At 46.1% G+C, this 19,357-nt stretch carries 21 protein-coding genes, 1 tRNA gene and 1 pseudogene; 11 read left to right on the top strand and 12 right to left on the bottom strand.

The window, feature by feature from the left end; genetic code table 11:
• A pseudogene (locus CAGA_RS10350) lies at window positions 1–258 on the bottom strand (hypothetical protein); the annotation flags it as partial.
• Window positions 258–443 carry a hypothetical protein gene (locus CAGA_RS10345; protein WP_135660529.1) on the bottom strand — a complete coding sequence of 62 codons (186 nt, stop codon included), beginning with the start codon at window positions 441–443 and terminating at the stop codon, window positions 258–260. The pseudogene CAGA_RS10350 and the gene CAGA_RS10345, both read right to left, overlap by 1 nt.
• A 69-nt stretch (window positions 444–512) precedes the next feature.
• On the opposite strand from CAGA_RS10345, the gene CAGA_RS10340 reads away from it, so the two are divergent.
• Entirely contained in the window at window positions 513–887 is a 375-nt protein-coding gene (locus CAGA_RS10340) for a hypothetical protein (RefSeq protein ID WP_135660527.1), read from the top strand.
• Here CAGA_RS10340 and CAGA_RS10335 read toward each other — a convergent pair.
• The 5 genes from CAGA_RS10335 to CAGA_RS10315 form a co-directional block, all read right to left on the bottom strand.
• Window positions 853–1,074 carry a hypothetical protein gene (locus CAGA_RS10335; protein WP_135660525.1) on the bottom strand — a complete coding sequence of 74 codons (222 nt, stop codon included), beginning with the start codon at window positions 1,072–1,074 and terminating at the stop codon, window positions 853–855. The two genes, CAGA_RS10340 and CAGA_RS10335, sit on opposite strands and share 35 nt — an antisense overlap.
• 4 nt (window positions 1,075–1,078) lie before the next feature.
• On the bottom strand, window positions 1,079–1,318 hold the full coding sequence (locus CAGA_RS10330; protein WP_135660523.1) for a BRO-N domain-containing protein: 240 nt from the start codon (window positions 1,316–1,318) through the stop codon (window positions 1,079–1,081).
• A 50-nt stretch (window positions 1,319–1,368) separates the two neighbouring features.
• On the bottom strand, window positions 1,369–1,581 hold the full coding sequence (locus CAGA_RS10325; RefSeq protein WP_135660521.1) for a helix-turn-helix domain-containing protein: 213 nt from the start codon (window positions 1,579–1,581) through the stop codon (window positions 1,369–1,371).
• Window positions 1,582–1,662: 81 nt separating this feature from the next.
• On the bottom strand, window positions 1,663–2,436 hold the full coding sequence (locus tag CAGA_RS10320; protein WP_135660519.1) for a phage antirepressor: 774 nt from the start codon (window positions 2,434–2,436) through the stop codon (window positions 1,663–1,665).
• Window positions 2,437–2,481: 45 nt separating this feature from the next.
• Window positions 2,482–2,652 carry a helix-turn-helix domain-containing protein gene (locus tag CAGA_RS10315; protein ID WP_135660517.1) on the bottom strand — a complete coding sequence of 57 codons (171 nt, stop codon included), beginning with the start codon at window positions 2,650–2,652 and terminating at the stop codon, window positions 2,482–2,484.
• A 228-nt stretch (window positions 2,653–2,880) separates the two neighbouring features.
• Here CAGA_RS10315 and CAGA_RS10310 point away from each other — a divergent pair, with 228 nt between their 5' ends.
• From CAGA_RS10310 to CAGA_RS12935, 4 genes are all read left to right on the top strand, one after another.
• Complete coding sequence (locus CAGA_RS10310; protein WP_135660515.1) at window positions 2,881–3,243, top strand: helix-turn-helix domain-containing protein; 363 nt, start codon at window positions 2,881–2,883, stop codon at window positions 3,241–3,243.
• Window positions 3,244–3,249: 6 nt separating this feature from the next.
• Window positions 3,250–3,495 carry a hypothetical protein gene (locus CAGA_RS10305; RefSeq protein WP_135660513.1) on the top strand — a complete coding sequence of 82 codons (246 nt, stop codon included), beginning with the start codon at window positions 3,250–3,252 and terminating at the stop codon, window positions 3,493–3,495.
• A gap of 148 nt (window positions 3,496–3,643) precedes the next feature.
• Window positions 3,644–4,396 (top strand): hypothetical protein, encoded by a 753-nt coding sequence (locus CAGA_RS10300; RefSeq protein ID WP_167875221.1) that lies wholly within the window; start codon window positions 3,644–3,646, stop codon window positions 4,394–4,396.
• Between the two features lie 133 nt (window positions 4,397–4,529).
• Entirely contained in the window at window positions 4,530–5,717 is a 1,188-nt protein-coding gene (locus tag CAGA_RS12935) for a tyrosine-type recombinase/integrase (protein WP_135660509.1), read from the top strand.
• Window positions 5,718–5,840: 123 nt separating this feature from the next.
• Here CAGA_RS12935 and CAGA_RS10290 read toward each other — a convergent pair.
• The 3 genes from CAGA_RS10290 to thrS form a co-directional block, all read right to left on the bottom strand.
• Window positions 5,841–5,914, bottom strand: a tRNA-Gly gene (locus tag CAGA_RS10290).
• Between the two features lie 46 nt (window positions 5,915–5,960).
• The gene (locus tag CAGA_RS10285) at window positions 5,961–6,470 is read right to left on the bottom strand and encodes a DUF4358 domain-containing protein (protein WP_167875220.1); all 510 of its coding nucleotides are present in this window, start codon (window positions 6,468–6,470) and stop codon (window positions 5,961–5,963) included.
• A gap of 416 nt (window positions 6,471–6,886) precedes the next feature.
• Complete coding sequence (gene thrS, locus CAGA_RS10280; protein ID WP_135660505.1) at window positions 6,887–8,827, bottom strand: threonine--tRNA ligase; 1,941 nt, start codon at window positions 8,825–8,827, stop codon at window positions 6,887–6,889.
• 611 nt (window positions 8,828–9,438) lie between these two features.
• On the opposite strand from thrS, the gene rny reads away from it, so the two are divergent.
• From rny to recG, 5 genes are all read left to right on the top strand, one after another.
• Window positions 9,439–11,001, top strand: coding sequence for a ribonuclease Y (gene rny / locus CAGA_RS10275; protein WP_167875219.1), 1,563 nt, complete (start codon window positions 9,439–9,441; stop codon window positions 10,999–11,001).
• A 327-nt stretch (window positions 11,002–11,328) separates the two neighbouring features.
• Complete coding sequence (locus tag CAGA_RS10270) at window positions 11,329–12,096, top strand: TIGR00282 family metallophosphoesterase (protein WP_135660503.1); 768 nt, start codon at window positions 11,329–11,331, stop codon at window positions 12,094–12,096.
• A 125-nt stretch (window positions 12,097–12,221) separates the two neighbouring features.
• Complete coding sequence (locus CAGA_RS10265) at window positions 12,222–12,482, top strand: stage V sporulation protein S (RefSeq protein ID WP_135660501.1); 261 nt, start codon at window positions 12,222–12,224, stop codon at window positions 12,480–12,482.
• A gap of 174 nt (window positions 12,483–12,656) precedes the next feature.
• Entirely contained in the window at window positions 12,657–14,324 is a 1,668-nt protein-coding gene (locus CAGA_RS10260; RefSeq protein ID WP_135660545.1) for a DAK2 domain-containing protein, read from the top strand.
• Window positions 14,324–16,348 (top strand): ATP-dependent DNA helicase RecG, encoded by a 2,025-nt coding sequence (gene recG / locus CAGA_RS10255; protein WP_135660499.1) that lies wholly within the window; start codon window positions 14,324–14,326, stop codon window positions 16,346–16,348. Before CAGA_RS10260 ends, recG begins: the two co-directional genes overlap by 1 nt.
• A gap of 103 nt (window positions 16,349–16,451) precedes the next feature.
• On the opposite strand, the gene CAGA_RS10250 is transcribed toward recG, so the two are convergent.
• A complete protein-coding gene (locus CAGA_RS10250; protein ID WP_135660497.1) occupies window positions 16,452–17,141 on the bottom strand; it encodes a metallophosphoesterase family protein in 690 nt (229 codons plus the stop codon).
• 152 nt (window positions 17,142–17,293) lie between these two features.
• Here CAGA_RS10250 and CAGA_RS10245 point away from each other — a divergent pair, with 152 nt between their 5' ends.
• Entirely contained in the window at window positions 17,294–18,649 is a 1,356-nt protein-coding gene (locus CAGA_RS10245) for a D-alanyl-D-alanine carboxypeptidase family protein (protein ID WP_135660496.1), read from the top strand.
• 321 nt (window positions 18,650–18,970) lie between these two features.
• Here CAGA_RS10245 and rplL read toward each other — a convergent pair whose 3' ends face one another.
• Window positions 18,971–19,345: a 50S ribosomal protein L7/L12 gene (gene rplL / locus CAGA_RS10240; RefSeq protein WP_135660494.1), complete on the bottom strand. Its 375-nt coding sequence runs from the start codon at window positions 19,343–19,345 to the stop codon at window positions 18,971–18,973.
• Between the last annotated feature and the right edge of the window lie 12 nt (window positions 19,346–19,357).

Here is a 19,357-nt window from a genome sequence, read left to right as displayed (position 1 = left end):
TTCTCTTTTGCCTTTTATAAGTGCCCATCCGCTTGTTTTAGCATCACTACCTTTTATCCATACTGGCTCCCCGTCCATCTGCCGGAGCCGTTCCAGCGTCAGCGGTTTGTTCTCCGGGGCGGAATTGGAAAGATCTGTCAGCATATCTTTCAGCCTGTTGATTCGGGCGATTACCTCATCGGGATTAAAACGTGCCAGTGCAATGCCATTTAGGAAATTTTCAAGCCTATCAATATCGCACGGTTTAAGCTTATCCATTACTTTTTCTCCCTCTTTCTGATTTCCCGTTGCACCGCTTTCAGACGGGTTTTGTTTGCAAACGGATGTGTTCTCAAATATTCCTCGGCTTTGGTTAATTCATCGTTACCTGCACGTCCGAGAGTGCTGATGAAGTTGCAATCCGTCGCCGGAATTGTAATTAATGCTTGGTAATTATCAGTCATAGGCTTTGCTCCTTCTTGTAAATATTTCCTTGCCGTTATAAAATTATGAAAAAGGAGATGGCTTTTAAAATGATGACATACGATCAATATAAATTGTTAAAAAGAATATCTAAGCATTCCGGTAAGGATGAGAATTTTTATATAAAGCGTTACGGAAAGAAAATACAAAGGACTTTTGAAAAGGCTCGAGATTCTAATTTTGTAGATTATGAAACTACGGGGTTTAGTAAATGGGGCAACGAATATATTTGTGGAATGAGGGCCGAATATAATAAAGTTTGGATCATATGTGATCGGGGAGAAAGAGCATTTGATGAATATAAAGAACATCTGCACGATCTATGGTCTGGCCGAATTTTTTCAATCATTGTTTCAGTTATTACGGCAATCTTAAGTTTCGCCGGAAGTATTATTTTCCAGATTTATTTTCATAAAAGTGTTTAACTTCCTGACTGAAATGCTCGCAAAAAGTTTTTATATCCTGCTCGTCCAGCCCTTCGTTCTGCAACTGGTGGAGAATCCGCTCCACGGTTTTCTGAATGAAAAAGTGATAACTGCTCCAGTCCTTTATTTCAGATTTGCTTCCATCTTTATCGATTAATATTGCTTTTGGAAAATCTTTGTCTTTCATTGGATCACCTGCCTTTCTTATGATATTGCTTCCTATCAGTACCGGACAATTTGTCCTGTACTGAAAACCGGTTCAGTCGCTCTTTGTGGCGGTCATGGATTTTACGGATGGCATCGCTAGGGTCTGAATATCCAAGCGCGCAGCCAATTTGTTCACGAGTCATAAAAAACTCATTTTTTCCGTTCCCGTAAAAATCACATTCTACAGAGCCAAAGCTTTCAGATTTGATAAGTTGTAAATTCATTATGTACCTTCTTTCGTTTTGACTTCTTCTTTCCTTTCAGAATGTCCGCACTATGCGGATATGTTGTCTGCTTGGTTTGTAATCCAACCACGCAATTCGTCTTTGCTGATTCGCCATTTCCCCCGCGGTTTGTTTTGCTTTGCTGGAAATTCTCCCTGCCGTGCCAGTTTTCGCAGGTAAGCCGGGTGGTATCCTGCAATCATTGCAGCTACATCAATGTCAAGGACGAGCGGTAGAGCATTCCAATTTGTATAGCGTTGCATGATATCATTCCTTCCGAAAACACATCAAACTTTTGCAACAGGTGTGATTTCAAATCGCATTTATCCGTCAAGCGTGGTGCTTTATGCAGATTTTTCTCCCAGAAACTTATTAATGAAATACTGCTGTCCTTTTCCGGTAACCTTCGTTGTACGGTTGACTGTCACATGGCCATCGGAATGAGTGATGGCAGTTTCTTTTACTCTGAAAAGCCCCATTTCCATGCTCTTTTGTGTTGGTGCGTTATAGTCAGTACCTTTGCGCTTGATAAGGTATCCATTTTCACGCATCCACTCAAACAGTCGTTTCTCGCCAATGTCAACGCCGTTTTGCTTAAGCACTTTTGCGAGTTCTCCAATCAACATTGGACTTTCGCTTGTGGCTACCGCGTCAGCAAATAGTACCTTTGGCTTGTCCGCTTCAACTTTGCCTTCCAGCGCTTTGCGTTGTTCCCTTTCCTTCTTTAATTCCGTCAACGCCGTAATTAAAAAGTCAGGGTCGTTCAAAATTTTCTCTGCGGTGTCAGGAGTAGCGTAAAGGCCATGCTTGCGGATGGAAGGGATAACTTCGGATGTTACCCAGTGCTTGAATTTTTTGGCTGTTGGAAGTTTACTTGAAAGAATAAGGCTATAAAGACCAGATTCATTGATACATATAACTTCTCTATTTTGGCCTGATAGAACGAAACGTTCTGTCAGCTTATCCTCATCATCAACATGATCGCGGATTGCTTTCGGCGTATTAGTGTAACCGAGAATTTCTGCAACATCTTTACCCACAAAATAAGGCTCATTATTAATTTCAATTACTCGAATTGAGCCAAATTCTTGATTTTTAAAAATCTGCAAATCGTTCATATCAAACTTCCTTTCTTATGATTGCTCATTATGTACCTCCTTTTATTACGTGGTTTCCCGCTTTTTTTCGAATGCTTGAATATCTTCCGGTCTGATACGATACTCTTTTCCAATCTTGATAGCTGGCATTTTCTTCTTACGAATCCAGTCCCATACAGTAATGGTTTTGACCTTGTACTGTTTCGCAACCTCTGCGCAGGTAAAATATTCTGACATAAAATTCCTCCTTTCGAAAAAAACACTTGCGTTTACTTCGGTTTTGTGATATGCTTAGTTTGCTAAGTTAAACAGTACACACTAACTAAGAAATGCAAGTAAGATTTCTTTGCTTTTGCTTAGTTTTCTTTGCTGTGCCTATATTGTAGCAAAGTTATCTATGTAAATCAATAGATTTTGCATAGTTTTCTTAGTTTTGTCGATGTACCCAAAAAGGAGCATGTTTTTATGGATACTTTTGACAGGATTTCAGAACTTCTGCGAAAAAACAAAATGACACAGGCTGATTTGGCGCGTAAAACCGGAATCTCGACTGGACTGATATCTCAGTGGAAAAATAGGTCCCAGAATCCTTCTGCTGAAAAGCTTCAAAAGGTGGCTGAATGTTTTAATGTGTCAGTCGATTATCTACTCGGTAACGAGCAAAAAGAAAAGCCCCTCGTCAATAATGACGAAGAGCTTACTGCTTATCTGGAAGAATTGAAAACTAGGCCGGAAATGAAAATGCTTTTTAATCTTGCCAAAGGTGCGACAAAAGAGGATGTCGAAAAGGCTGTCAAAATTGTTGAAGCTTTTTTAAAAAAGGACTGATAAACCTTGGGCGATACATTCATACATTTGATACCGCTTCCGGCCAAAGTGCATGCGCTCACGATTCCCGATGAATGCGGTGATTTTACAATAATCGTTAATTCAAATCTGGATGATTTTGTTCAGAGAAGAGCACTTGAACATGAATTAAAACACGTTGCCTTGGATCATTTCTATGATGAAAATAATGTTGCTGAGGATGAAAGAGAGGTAGAAGAGAGCGCTATAAATGAGAACTCAATTGCTATGTAAAAAGAAAAAGCCCACACGCTACTGCGAATAACGTGTGGGGTATAAGTGAAAAATTCCGAGCGGGAATTCCTCAAAAATATTATAACTTATTGACATAGTTTGTCAATAAAGAAAAGAGGTTATTATTTTGGGAGGTCTATTCGGATTTTTGTCATTTGCGGCATTCGTGGCATTTATCGTCGGCATGGTTAAGCCTCAAATCGTAGTGTTTTGGGCTCAGAAGAAAAGCAGGGGTCCTGCATGCTTGTATCTCGCAGCAACGGTGATATTTTCAATCATTGCGGGAATAGCTGGCGGTGGAGCACCCGTTGCTCCCGCCGCAACTTCTGCCCCATCTTCAGTTTCTTCCAGGGTCGTTTCAGCGGCATCACCAGCACCTGAATCTACTGCCCCCATTTCTTCTGCCGCTCCGGTATCAAGCGCACCGGAAGCGAAAAGTTATCCGGCTGGCATGTATAAAATCGGATCCGATCTGCCCGCTGGAGAGTATGTATTGATTTCTGATGGAATAAGCTATTTCCAGATTGCAAAGGATTCCACCGGAGAACTTGGTTCCATTATCGCGAACGATAATTTTTCAGGTCAAAGCATCGTTACTGTAAATGCCGGACAATATCTTACGCTTAATGGGGCTACGGCATATGCGATTGCGGATGCTCCAAGCGTTGAAGTTTCATCAGGAAAATTGCCCGACGGCATGTACAAGGTTGGTAGAGATATAAAACCTGGTGAATATAAGGTACACGCTACAAATTCGACAGCTTACATTGAAGTGGCAAAAAACAGTACACATACCTTAGATGCTATCGTTTCAAATGATAACTTCACTGGCGACAAATATATTACAATTAAAGACGGACAATACATCAAATTGTCCGGCGCAGAACTCACTCTAGGATAAATAAAAAAACCGCCCGCTCCGTCTTGCATACGGAACGAGCGGCCACCATCAGCAGGGCTGACAGCGTACGTATAATAACGCTATTATATTGTACCAGTTCAGCCCTCCAAAATCAAGATAGGAGGGTATTTTTATGCCTAAAAAACAGAATACAAAACGTGACGACGGAAGAATTGCAGTACAGGTCTACCTCGGCCTGGTTGATGGGAAACGAAAGTACAAAACGGTTTATGGCCGAACGCAAAAAGAGGCTGATGAAAAGGCTCTGCAGGTTAAAATTGAAATGAACAAAGGACTTGATGTTACTGCAGACCAAGATACATTTTCCGACTGGGCTGAGTGTTGGCTAAAAATCAAGCAAGTATCTGCTATGTCAGAGGGACAGTATAAAAACTATGAGCGTACCGTAAAAATGTGGAAAGAACGTATTGGTTTCCGGCAAATCAAAAAGCTCCGCACTCACGATTTTCAGACCGCCATAGCTGACCTTGCAATGGAAAATCCTTTTACGCATAGGCCGTCGGCCAGACGAACGCTGAAATTCGCAAAATCGACCGCATTTCAGGTAATGCAGCTTGCCATCGTGAACCGCGTGATTGACTATAACCCTGTTACTGCCGTAGAAATCCCCCAGGAGGCCGCAGAAGAGCATCGAAGGGCCTTAACCGATGAAGAACAGCAATGGATTATTGACACGCCACATCGAGCGCAGACAGCCGCAATGATAATGATGTATGCCGGGTTACGTCGCGGCGAACTGTTGGCATTAACTTGGAATGATATCGATCTAGAGAAAAAAAACATCCAAGTAAATAAAGCTGTTGCAATTAAGAATGGTAAATTTGAAGTGAAGCCTATGACAAAAACAGCCGCAGGAATGCGAACGGTGGATATCCCCCAAAGGCTTGTTAACTACCTTAAAAATCAACCACGCAAATATCTTTTGGTAGTTCCTACGGTGTCCGGCAAGCTGATGACTGAAACAGGTTGGAAAGCATTATGGAATAGCTATATGACCGCTCTAAATGTCAAATACGGCGAGCGAACCTTGGAAGATAAGAAAAAGATGAAGAAGCCCGGTCGGCATAAATTTGATATGACTATCCCACCTATTACCCCTCATTGGCTACGCCATACTTTCGCCACACTATTATATTTAGCCGGAGTGGATGTTCTTACTGCAAAAGAGCAGCTAGGTCACGCTGACGTAAAAACCACTTTACAGATATACACTCATTTGGACAAAAAATATAAACGTAAATCAATGCGCAAATTGGACGCATATTTAACCTCTCAAAACGGTCGAGAACAAGCGTTCTGACTTGCATGTTGACTTGCATAATTTCAAAACATCTAATAAATTCTTGTAATATAATGTAATCAAAAGAAAAAATAAATCCGCACCAAACAGCCGAAAAATGGCTACCTGGTGCGGATTTTTGATTGGAGCGGGAGAGGGGAATCGAACCCCCGTCATCAGCTTGGGAAGCTGATGTTCTACCATTGAACCACTTCCGCGTGCTTCTTATTTTACCATAAACCGACGGCAGAATCAAGTATTAATTTACTTGAACAAATCATTAAAAAATTTCCCGTCTGCCGACGCATTACTTCCGACGCTGACAAGAACATATCTTCCCTTTTGTACAATTACATAATTTTTCAAGAAATTGTATTGTGTCGGATTCAATCCCTTAAAGCCCGCCGCCTTGGAATTGATGTGATCCGTCACAGCATCCTTTAACTCTTCAAACTTACTTTTATCCTGCAGCAAAAAACACGCAAGCTCTGCTGCACTATCGGAAGACTTGCTCATATAAAGCGAACTGTCGGAAATCACACCATCAGGAATACTGTAATGCCTGTAAAGCTGGTTCGGGCTAACTTCAACCAGATCGGTATAATGCATTTCGCTGATAATACTTTCCGTAATCCTGGACGGCGCGGGGCCTTTCGCATTTTCCTTTCTATTTTTAAACACAATAAACACACTGACGAAAACCGCAATGGCAACTGCTAGAACGAGAACCGAAAAAATCATCCATTTTTTTCTATCCATTACGATTTTATTCAAATTCTCGCCCCCTTGATTTATGTATATTGCACCATAGAAAAACAGTAAAAACTTATCCAAGTAATTATAGCATAGAAAATCCACAAATATAGCCATTATCTTAAAATTAACGAAAAAATTTTTATAGAAAGCATCCATGCCGTTTTTTTAGCGTCTACTTTACATAAAACTGATTATTTTCAGAATATGAGATCGAAGAATTTCATTTTTTCAACATTTTCAACAGAGTTTTCAACAATTAAACATAGGTATATTCGAAACTTTTCCCGATTTTCAACTTATGAGACCGGCGGTTGAAAAAAAACGGTTGAAAAAAATGCGGTTCTATTAGTTAACATAATTACAGAATAACCGGTTTGGTAAAAAGGTAAACAAAAACCGGATAGAAAATCCATCCGGTTTCTTTGCTACTATTATTAGTCAATCGCTTTTGTTGCTACTTGTTCCGTCGCTTTTGCCAAAAACGCATCAATCGGCATGGACCCGATATCGCCATCCTTGCGGCTGCGCACGGAAACCGTGTTCTCCTGTGCTTCCTTATCCCCAATTATGAGCATATACGGGATCTTCTGAAGCTGGGCTTCGCGAATCTTATACCCGATTTTCTCATTGCGGGTATCGCAGGTTACCCGAAATCCGGCCGCTTGCAGCTTTTTAACAACTTTATCGGCATCCGTATGCAAACGCTCGCTGATCGGCAACACCCTGATCTGCTCCGGCATCAGCCACATTGGAAGCGCACCGGCATATTTTTCAATCAGCAACGCGAGTGTGCGCTCGTAACAGCCGATGGAAGTACGATGAATGATATAGGGGTTCTTTTTCTTGCCATCCGCATCCACATATTCCATACCGAATTTCTCGGCCAACATCTGGTCGATCTGAATCGTAATTAAGGTATCCTCTTTACCGAATACGTTCTTAATCTGAATATCCAGCTTCGGACCGTAGAACGCCGCCTCGCCAATGCCTTCCACAAACGGAATATTCAGATGGTTCAGGATCTTGCGCATGATACCCTGGGCCTCGTTCCACTGTTCCTCCGTACCGATATATTTCGTACGATCGTTCGGATCCCACATGGAGAAGCGGTAGGAAACGTCTTCATACAGACCGAGCGTTTTCAGCATAAAGATTGCAAGCTCCAAACAGCCTTGGAATTCACTTTCCAGTTGCTCGGGCGTGCACATCAAATGGCCTTCGGATATTGTGAACTGCCGCACGCGGATCAATCCGTGCATTTCGCCGGACGCCTCGTTGCGGAAAAGAGTGGACGTTTCGTTATACCGGAGTGGCAGGTCGCGATATGAACGGTTTTTGTTCAAATAGGCCTGATATTGGAAGGGGCAGGTCATCGGGCGCAATGCGAAAACTTCGCTGTCCTTTTCCTCATCCCCAAGGACAAACATGCCGTCCTTATAATGATCCCAGTGCCCGGACAGCTTATAAAGATCGCTCTTCGCCATATACGGCGTTTTTGTCAGCTGCCAGCCGCGCTTTTGCTCCTCGTCTTCAACAAAGCGCTGCAAAATCTGAATTACGCGCGCGCCGTTCGGAAGCAAAATCGGCAGTCCCTGCCCGATCAGGTCGCAGGTTGTAAAATACCCTAACTGGCGGCCCAATACATTATGGTCGCGCTTTTTGGCTTCCTCCACCTTTGCAAGGTATTCTTCCAGTTCACTCGCCTTCGGGAAGGAAATGCCGTAAAGGCGCTGGAGCATTTTGTTCTTGGAGTCCCCGCGCCAGTAAGCGGCCGTATTCGCCGTCAGTTTTACGGCTTTGACACAGCCCGTGCTTATCAGGTGCGGCCCGGCGCAAAGATCCGTATAATCACCCTGCTGATAGAACGAAATCTTCTCCCCTTTTCCGGCGTGTTCGTCAATCAGCTCTAGCTTGTAAATCTGGTGCTCCTTTTCCATTAACGCCCGTGCTTCGTCGGAAGCCAGCTCAAAGCGTTCGATCGGAATATTTTCCTTAATGATTTTCTTCATTTCCGCTTCAATTTTCGGCAAGTCCTCCGGAGTAAGGGAGCGGTCCAAATCAATATCGTAATAGAAGCCGTTTTCAACCGCCGGACCGATTGCAAAGGCAGCGTTTGGGAACAGATGCTTTACCGCCTGCGCCATGATGTGGGCGGTTGTATGCCAATACGCCTTTTTCCCCTCCGGATGCTCAAAGGTCAGAATCTCCACCTCGCAGTCCGCTGTAATCGGCGTGCGGAGATCAACAACCTTACCGTCAATTTTTCCGACACAAGCGGCTTTGTACAGCCCCATTCCAATGGATTTCGCTATTTCAGCAACGGTAATGCCGCTTTCAAACTCTTTTACTTCGCCTTTCAAACTTACCTTTACCATATCTTTCACTCCTTAGATGAATTACCAAAATAAAAAAGCTTCACCCCACAGCATGGGGCAAAGCGATTGTTTGCGGTTCCACCCAATTTCAACGGACTTCTAACTTAAAATATAAAAACAAATATAAAAACAAAGAAACCCGTCCTCGTGGCGGCGGATAACGGCGCCAACCGGCATGCCTTACGCCAAACGCTTTCGGCACGCACTCGGAGGTGGTGGCCCGATTTCAATTGCTGCGGGTGCTTACAGCATACGCGCCCGCTCTCTGGTGCAATTTTTCGAAATAAGGCTTCCTCTTCAACGCATTAAACATATTTTTCTATGTATTCTGTATACTAGCACCGGTTAACAAACTTGTCAATAGAAACAATTTGGAAATTTTATCATTTTCGACATTATACTTGGTTCCCATGATGATCTTCAACAAAACTTGATAAGGAAATTATATAGACAATTCTTCTGATAATAATCAATATTTCTTGACATTCGGGTATTGGACGTAATACAATTATGTGTATAATGCACGAATATGCATTTATGGGCTTAACGCACCCATCCGAAATGATTAAAACAAAAAATATGAAAGAAAAAAGACAAGGAGGTGCCAATGATTGACCACAGTTAGCTTAACGACATGTATTATCATCGCGCTTGTTTGCGCGTTGATTACCGGCATAGCTGCATTTCTGGGCGGTATCAGCCATCGGAAAAAGCAAGCTGAGTTCACGATCGGTTCCGCTGAGCAGGAAGCGAAAAGAATTGTCAGCGACGCGATAAAAACAGCCGAAGCGAAAAAAAAGGAAGCCGTTCTGGAAGGTAAAGATGAAATCCACCGCCTAAGAACCGAGGCCGAGCGTGAACTGAACGAACGCCGCAAGGAAGTACAGCGTCAGGAACGCCGCATACAGCAAAAAGAGGAAACCCTTGACAAAAAGATGGAAAGTCTGGAAGCCAAGGACGAAATCCTAACGAATAAGAATAAACAAGCTGATGAACGGCTTGCAGAAGCCGAAGCTGTAAAGAAGAGCCAGTTTGATATGCTGGAACGCATATCCGGTTTTACGGTTGATCAAGCAAAAGACTATTTACTAAAGAACCTGGAAGACGAGCTTATACATGAAAAAGCCGTCAAACTCATGGAATTCGAACAGCAGACCCGCGAGGAAGCGGAGAAGACCGCAAGGGAAATTATTTCAATGGCAATTCAGAGATGCGCCGCAGATCATGTGGCGGAGGCCACCATTTCCGTTGTACCGCTGCCAAACGATGAAATGAAGGGCCGCATTATCGGACGTGAAGGTCGGAATATCCGGGCGATTGAAACGCTTACCGGAGTTGACCTGATCATTGACGATACGCCTGAGGCAATTACCCTTTCCTGTTTCGAACCGGTGCGCCGCGAGGTGGCCCGCATAGCGCTTGAGCATTTGATTGCAGACGGCAGAATTCATCCTGCAAGGATTGAGGAAACAATCGAGAAGGCACGCCGCGAGGTGGATGCCACCATTAAGCAGGAAGGCGAGCGTGCTGTTATTGAATCCGGAGTGAATGGAATCCACCCCGAACTGATCAAACTGCTGGGACGGTTGCGTTACCGTACCAGTTACGGACAAAATGTATTAAACCATTCGCTGGAAGTTTCTTTCTTATCTGGTGTGATGGCTTCCGAACTCGGTTTGGATCCGGCAATCGCACGCCGGGCAGGTCTATTGCATGATATCGGCAAATCACTTGATCATGAAATCGAAGGTTCCCATGTTGACATTGGCGTTGACGTGGCTCGCAAATACAAGGAAAGCGAAACCGTTATTCACGCGATTCAGGCGCATCACGGCGACGTGGAAGCGAAAACCGTTATCGCCTGCATTGTTCAGGCAGCCGACGCGATTTCCGCCGCAAGGCCGGGTGCAAGACGCGAAAATCTGGAAAACTATATCAAACGGCTTGAAAAGCTGGAAGAAGTTGCTTCTTCGTTTGAGGGCGTCGAACGGTGCTTCGCGATTCAGGCAGGACGCGAAATTCGCGTAATTGTTAAGCCCGAGATGATTACCGATGATAAAATGGCACTTTTGGCACGTGATATTTGCAACAAAATTGAAAGTGATCTTGAGTATCCGGGCCAGATTAAGGTAAACATAATTCGCGAAAGCCGCGCGATTGAATACGCGAAATAGTATTTCAATCACGCTTTTATGGGGAGTAGTATTTTAGGGGGACAGTACTGGGCTGTTCCCCTAAAATTATGCAGAGAAGCCCTTTGGCTTTTGCCATTACAAATTTATCCGCGTATTTTAAAGGTCGGGCAACCCAAAAACTTTATCCGATTGCATTTTAAGCAACCATAGCAGCACGCATTTTATGAATTATCAAAATAAGGATCCTGCAAAATCAAGATTATGCATTTCTAGGATTTACTTGTAAAAAATAAACTGTTACAATATTCTATAAGACTGCAAACGCCCGTGATATCAGGCATTTGTACAGAAAGTAGGCTTATCATTATGAATATTCTTGCGATCGGCGATGTGGTGGGCAGTATTGGCTCCCGTTTTCTTCGCGCACATCTCCCCCACTTAAAGAAATTGAAAGGAATTGACCTGGTGATAGCCAACGGGGAAAACTCAGCGGACGGAAACGGCCTTACCCCCGCATCGGTTCAGTTTCTGTTCGACAGCGGCGTCGACGTTATCACGGCGGGCAATCACAGCTTCCGGAGAAAAGAAAGCTACGAATTGTACGATTCGTGCGAATACCTTCTGCGCCCCGCCAACTTTCCTCCCAGCGCCCCGGGCAAGGGCCTTTGTATTGTAGATATGGGCAGGACACAGATCTGTGTAATCAATCTGATGGGCACGATTTACATGGACGGGCTGGATTCTCCCTTTGACGAGGCGGATCGCCTTCTTGCAAAAGAGCTTCCCCCGATTACTTTGATTGACTTCCATGCAGAGGCTACAGGAGAAAAACGTTCCTTCGGCTACTATATGGACGGGCGCGTCTCCGCTGTTTTCGGCACGCACACCCATGTTCAAACTGCGGACGAATGCATTCTTCCCAATGGAACCGGATATATTTCCGACCTTGGCATGACGGGCCCGATTCAATCGGTCCTCGGCGTAAAGCCGGAGCTGGTGATTGAAAAAATGCGGACAAAAATGCCCGTCCGTTTTGCGCTTGCTGAAGGAGATTGCAGGATGGACTGCGCTTTATTTCATATCGATGACAAAAGCGGGAAAACCCTGTCGGTAGAACGGATTCAGATTCAATAGACGCTTCGTTGGTTTCTACAGTTTTATTTTAGGAATTTAATTGTTTTTAGTAAATAATACTTGCAAATCTTCTCATTTCGTTCTATGATGGTACTATCGATTTTGCTATAGTCTGGAGGATGCCTATGGAAATCTTAAAAGTATCATCAAAATCAGCCCCCAATTCCGTCGCAGGTGCAGTTGCAGGAGTCATTCGCGAAGAGGGATCCGTCGAGCTGCAAGCCGTCGGCGCCGGTGCAGCCAATCAGGCTATCAAGGCCATTGCAATTGCGCGCGGATACTTAGCCCCGTCAGGGATTGACATTGTCTGTATCCCTGCCTTTGCTAGTGTCGTGATTGGCGATGAAGAACGTACTGCAATTAAGCTGATTGTAGAACCAAGATAATATGGATCCCTTATCATATCCTCACGTCTGTGAGGATATTTTTTTGGAGAGTTTCAACATTTCTCCCTATTTTTCGACTAAAATTTAAAGATTGAATCTGAAACTGCTCTATGTTATAATATTAGGATGAAATATACAGTAGGCAAATATGTGAATTTTAGGGAGTGCTGAATGGTGATAAATGGAACTGACCTGTGCAACGCTATCATTTCAGGTGCTAATAATATTGTAAAACATAAAACAGCCGTTGATGAATTGAACATTTTCCCTGTTCCTGATGGCGACACCGGTACCAATATGTCTATGACAATGAGTTCTGCCGCAAAAGAGCTTACAATAAACGGGAGCGGTACAGCAGCCGAAGTCGCCCAGCGGGCAGCTTCAGCCATGCTCCACGGCGCAAGGGGCAATTCCGGCGTTATCCTGTCCCTTTTATTTCGCGGCTTTGCAAAAGGAATTGAGGGTATGGAGGAAATCGGCGGCTCGGATCTTGCCAACGCTCTTGGAGTCGGCGTGGAGGCCGCTTATAAGGCCGTTATGAAACCAACGGAGGGAACCATTCTTACCGTCTCCCGTGTTGCCTGCGAAAAAGGGAGAGCCGCAGCGGCAATTGATGACGACGCCGTATACGTATGGAGTGCAATCTGCAAGGGCGCCGCAGAGGCGCTTGAAAAAACACCGGAGCTTCTCCCCGTACTGAAAAAAGCAGGTGTGGTGGACGCCGGCGGAAAGGGGCTGTGCTGTATCTTCGACGGGATGCTGAGTGTTTTCCGCGACGGCACAGTGATTGAAAATGAAACCGGCTCGCAGGAGGAAACGTCTCTGGAAAGCGACTTTTTCCGCAACGCGGCGGCGGAATTCGATCAGGATATCCGTTTCACCTATTGCACCGAGTTTATTGTAGGGCGCGATGAGGACTGTAAAAAAGCCCCGCAGGAGCTGCGTTCTTATTTGGAAACCATCGGCGACTGCGTTGTGGTCGTTGACGATGAGAAAATCATAAAGGTTCATGTTCACACCGAAGAGCCGGGCAACGCGCTGCAGGCGGCTCTGGAGTTTGGTCAGCTTCTGACGGTAAAGATCGAAAACATGAAGGAGCAGCACCGTAAGGCGGCCGAGGCGAATGAGCAGGCCAAGGCAAAGGCGGCTTCCGCCCCTTTAACGCCCGCTGATCCTGTGGAGGAAATCGGGTTTGTCGCAGTCGCAGCCGGGGAAGGCTTAAAAACCCTCTTTACCGATCTGGGCTGCACACATGTCGTCAGCGGCGGGCAAACAATGAACCCCAGTACCAACGATATACTTGCAGCGGTAAAAGCGACGCCAGCAAAAACGGTTCTGGTACTGCCCAATAATAAAAATATTATCATGGCTGCCGAACAAACCATTCCGCTAGTAAAGGATCGCAAGGTCATCATCTTGCCCACACGCACCATTCCACAGGGCCTGTCCGCTATGCTGGCTTATGATCCCGACGCCTCAACCGAATCGAATACCATCAACATGATGGAAGCTGCCGGAAACGTACAAACCGCTACCGTTACGTTCGCCGCGCGCGATTCCGAGTTCGGCGGACATAAAATCAAAGCCGGGGATATTCTTGGGCTGAACAACGGAAAACTTGAGTTAATCGAAAAGGATATCGTACACACCTGCGTGAAGCTGACCCGCTCCATGGTAAACCGCAGCACCTCGTTTATCACGATCATTTACGGTGCGGATGTAACCGAAAAGCAGGCAAACGAAGCCTATAACCGGATTAAGAGCAAGGTTTCGAATGAAACCGAGGTTACGCTTGTCAACGGCGGACAGCCGATTTACTATTTCATTGTTTCAATAGAGTAATGCGTTCGTTATTTTCGATAAAAATAGAGGAATTAAAAGGCGTCGGCGAGAAGCGCGCCAAGCTGTTTGCAAAGCTTGGCGTGCCGACCGTCGGCGCTTTGCTGCGTTATTATCCGCGCGCTTACGAGGATTGGAGCGAGCCGCTGTCGATCCGGCAGGCTCCCCTGGACGTCCCTTGCGCCATACGCGCCACCGTTTTGCAGCGCCCTTCGGAAGCCCGCATACGCGGCGGCATGACCCTTTACAAGGTCAAAGTAAGCGATGGCGAAAGCGACATGGAGCTTACGTATTTTAATAACCGGTATATCCCCTTAATGTTAAAAGAGGGAAAGCAATATATTTTTTACGGTAAGGTGAAAGCAAATTTCTCAAAGCGGGAAATGACGGCACCCGAATTCGCCGACGCCGCGAAGGGGCCCGGCGTCCATCCGATTTATCCGCTGACGCAGGGGCTCTCCAGCCGCATTATTGAATCCGTAGTGCAAAATGCGCTGGAATTGCTGCCCGACGCGATGCAGGATCCCATTCCGGAAGCCATTCGTATGAAATACGGGCTTTGCCACCTGCGCTACGCCTTGGAAAACATTCACTGCCCCCGCGCAATGAAAGATATGGAAATTGCCCGGCGGCGTCTGGTCTTTGAAGAGCTTCTAATACTCCAGCTGGGGCTTCTCCGCTTAAAAGGCCGCAGCCGCACCGAAAACCGCCTCAGGCTTCTTCGAGATGATTCGGACGGATACTTTCGCCTGCTTCCGTTTAAGCCCACAGAAGCCCAGCGGAGGGCCGTAAAAGAAGCGGTAGCCGATATGATGGGCAGCCATCCGATGAACCGCCTGATTCAGGGGGACGTCGGTTCCGGCAAAACCGCGGTTGCGGCGGCACTTTCCTACTGTGCCGCCCGCAGCGGCATGCAGGCGGCACTCATGGCTCCCACGGAAATCCTCGCTCGGCAGCACTATGACACTCTGTCTTCCCTCTTAAAAGGCGTGCATACCGAACTTCTGACCGGCTCGCTCACCGCAGCCAAAAAACGGGCGATCACAGAAGGGCTGCAATCCGGCGAAATCCAGCTTATCATCGGCACACACGCACTTCTTTCCGAGGACATTGCTTTTCAGCGGCTGGGCCTAGTCATTACCGACGAACAGCACCGCTTCGGTGTGGCACAGCGCGCCGCGCTTGCCTCGAAAGGCGACCATCCGCACACGCTGGTCATGAGCGCAACCCCCATCCCCCGCACGCTTGCCTTGATGATTTACGGGGATTTGGATATTTCGGTTTTGGACGAAATGCCGCCCGGCAGGCAGACAGTCGACACCTATGCCATTTCCGGGGACAAACGCCTGCGGGCTTTCCGCTTTATTAAGAAGCAGATCGATGCGGGCCGACAATGCTACATCATCTGTCCGATGATCGAAGAAGGGCAGAACGATATGGCCAGCGTAAACGAATACGCGCAGAAAGCGCGGGAAGAATGGCTTCCCGGCTGCAAAATCGGTGTGCTAAACGGCAAGATGAAGGCAAAGGAAAAGGAATCCGTAATGGAGGACTTTTCCAAAGGAAAAATCTCCGTGCTAATTTCCACTACTGTGGTAGAAGTCGGCATGGATGTGCCAAACGCCACCGTTATGATGATTGAAAACGCCGAGCGCTACGGGTTGTCCCAGCTGCATCAGCTCCGGGGACGCGTCGGGCGTGGGGCCCATAAATCCATCTGTATATTAATTTCCGACGCACAGAATGAAGACACCGTTGCGCGCTTAAAAACCATGTGCCTTACGAACGATGGATTCCGCATTGCCGAACAGGATTTAAAGCTGCGCGGCCCCGGCGATTTCTTCGGCCACCGCCAACACGGCCTCCCGGAATTGAAAATCGCCGACATGACGCAGGATGTGAATGTTTTAAAGCAGGCGCAGGCCGTAGCCCGGGAAATTCTTCGTGAGGACGCAGAGTTAAGCTCCCCCGCCCACCGCGGGCTTCGTGCCGAGGTACGCCAGCTTTTTAAAAATAAAACGGATTAAAATCTGCTGCCCAAAATCGCTACACAATTTCATAAGCTTTTTTTGCCACACAACAAACCCAGTCTCGGAATCACAACGGATTCCAGGACTGGGTTAATTAAAATTACCGGTATCTTTTCTTCTGTATTTCTTCCACAGGTAAGACTTCCTCAAAAACGGCATAATTCCGGTATGTTATTTTCCGGTCGATATGCAGAGAGCCGAAAAACCATTTTTCAAATTTCACCTGTTTGGCAAGCTGCTCGAAATAGGCTTCGAGCTGATTGGTGTTTTCCGGCGGGTTCACCGTATTGGTCATAACGCGGGGCGCCGGTTCATGCGTAATAATATAATCTACCGCCATACCGACCGCTGAAAGATTTTTCACACCGGCTGCCATTTCCTCCATGCTTGGCATCTCGCGTTCCCACCATTTTCCTGCGGCAATGCGTATTCGCTTTTCCGTGCTTTCCCCGCCGCCGAATGTAAAAATCTTTTTCCCCTCGATCGTATACACCTGCCCGCGCATCAAATGGTATAAATTTCCGCTGATATTCTGTACAAGACCTCCGTTCCATTCGGTTATGGGATATTTGTCAAGGAGGTCAAAATTCTCATGCGAACCGTCTAAAAAAAGAAGGTTGTATTTTTTCTTTCCCAATTTCCGCAGGTTTTTCTCTTCCTTTGCGCCTCCGTCCCATAGAAAGCCGAAGTCCCCGCAAACAATAAGCGTATCCCCTTTTTTTAATTTTTTTACGGCACGAGACTCAAAGCGGCACATCTCCCCGTGTGTGTCCCCTGTTATGTAAATCACTTTCAAACCTCCAGTAAAATCTTACAATATTATTAACAATTCCAAACTGCACTTTATCTTTTGCAGAATTGCTGTTATACTAATTCATGTTCACGTATTGAATTTTTTCTTGAACTTTAAACATATAATAGCACATCGGAGGAAAAAGTTCCATGAAAAAAAAGCTGCTTAAAGCGTCCGCTTGTCTCCTGACTTTCTTGCTTTTATTAACGCCGGTCACGGCCCATGCCGCAACGTTTAATATTGGATTCAAAACAAATTGCGAGGCAATTGAACTGGTCAATTTGGATACAGATACTGCCGTTTACGAAAAGAACCCGGATATGCGCCGGGAACCGGCTTCCCTTACCAAAATTATGACGTTCATTGTCGTCAGCGAACAAATCAAGGATCTTGACGGCACAAAAATAACGGTTAGCAAAGAGGTCGTCGATAAGCTGCTGGGGACGGGAAGCTCGCTTTCCGGAATCAAGGAAGACGATCAGCTCACCGCGTTCCAGCTTTTGAACTGTATGCTGGTTCCCAGCGGAAATGACGCGGCGCTCGTACTGGCGGACTATGTGGGAAAGGGCGACGTTGACGCCTTTGTGGACCTAATGAATCAAAAGGCAAAGGCACTCGGCTGCACCGGAACGCATTTTGCAAACCCGCACGGACTTCATGATGAGAACCATTATACCACAGCGCGCGACTTATACAAAATCACAAAATATGCCATGAGCCTTCCTCATTTCACCGAGATCACTTCGCAAACGCGTTACACTTATAAACCGGTTGGCGGCCCGAATGCGGACAAAGCGCGCACGCTTTCTACTACCAACTATTTAATTGACCGTAACGCACTAGGAGGACAATACTACTACCGTTATGCCCGCGGAATTAAGACGGGGCATCACGACCAATCCGGTTACTGCCTTGTTTCGACCGCGACGGCGGACGGCTATACCTACCTCTGTGTGGCGTTAGGAGCCCCAGATGTGACCGCAAGCGGCAAGGAGATTAAAACACGCGGCGAAATGCTTGATACGGCGGCGCTGTTCCGCTGGGCCTTCCGCAATCTGGAACTGAAAAGCATCCTGAGCACCGGCGATTCGGTTGGTGAAGTAAAGCTGAAAGACGCATGGAATAAAGACAAACTGCTGCTTGTCGCGGAAAAGAATTACTCCGCAATGCTTCCGAGCAATGTTTCGGCCAGCAGTGTCATTATCACGAAGAATATACCCGATACAATCAGCGCTCCGGTTAAAAAAGGGCAGGTTATCGGTACGGCAACCCTCAGCTACGCCAACCAGCCCCTCACCACGATTAATCTTGTTGCTGCTGAAAGCGTGGAACGAAGCGAGCTTCTGCACTCCGCGAATACGGTAAAATCCATTCTCACATCGGTTTGGTTCATTGTCGTCGCAAGCATCATTGTCCTGCTTGTTATCATTTATATTATTTTGGCTTTGATTTATAACCGTAAAAAGAAGAATCTCCGCCGGGTAAAAAAATACAGAAATATGTAAACTTTAGGCCATCGAATAAATCATAAGCGTCCCCCCGGAACAACCGAGGGGGCATGTGCGTGAGCAATTTTTCGGATGTTACCCAAGGCGCTTGGCGCTTTTCTTACGGCTGCCGCTTCTCTCTCCCCCTACTCCATTTTCAATACACAAAAACACAAAAGACAATGGCAAAATTCGGGCCAGAAGCGGAAATGAGGCCGTTTTACGCGCATTCACCGCTAAAGCTATGCTGAAGCACCCGCAACTTAACTTTAGGCTTGTTATATCAAAAAAGCCCCTGCTGCCTTTCGGCAGCAGGGGCTTTGAACATGAAAAATCAAATTATTTGACTTCGACTTCTGCGCCAGCCTCAGTAAGCTTCGCCTTAATTGCTTCTGCATCGTCCTTGGAAACGCCTTCTTTAACAGGCTTCGGAGCACCGTCAACAACTTCTTTTGCTTCCTTAAGACCAAGGCCTGTGATTTCGCGAACAACCTTGATGACCTGGATCTTGTTTGCGCCAGCAGCCTTGAGAATAACGTCAAATTCTGTCTTCTCTTCAGCAGCGGCAGCAGCCGGAGCAGCAGCAGCGGCAACAGCAACCGGAGCAGCAGCGGAAACGCCAAACTCTTCTTCCAGAGCCTTTACGAGCTCGGAAAGCTCAAGAACAGTAAGGGATTTTACATCTTCAATTAATTTTACAACTTTATCAGACATTGTTAGTTACCT

It is taken from the genome of Caproiciproducens galactitolivorans (assembly GCF_004768785.1).
GTDB classification, from domain to species: domain Bacteria; phylum Bacillota; class Clostridia; order Oscillospirales; family Acutalibacteraceae; genus Caproiciproducens; species Caproiciproducens galactitolivorans.
This window is presented reverse-complemented; position numbering and strand designations above follow the sequence as displayed.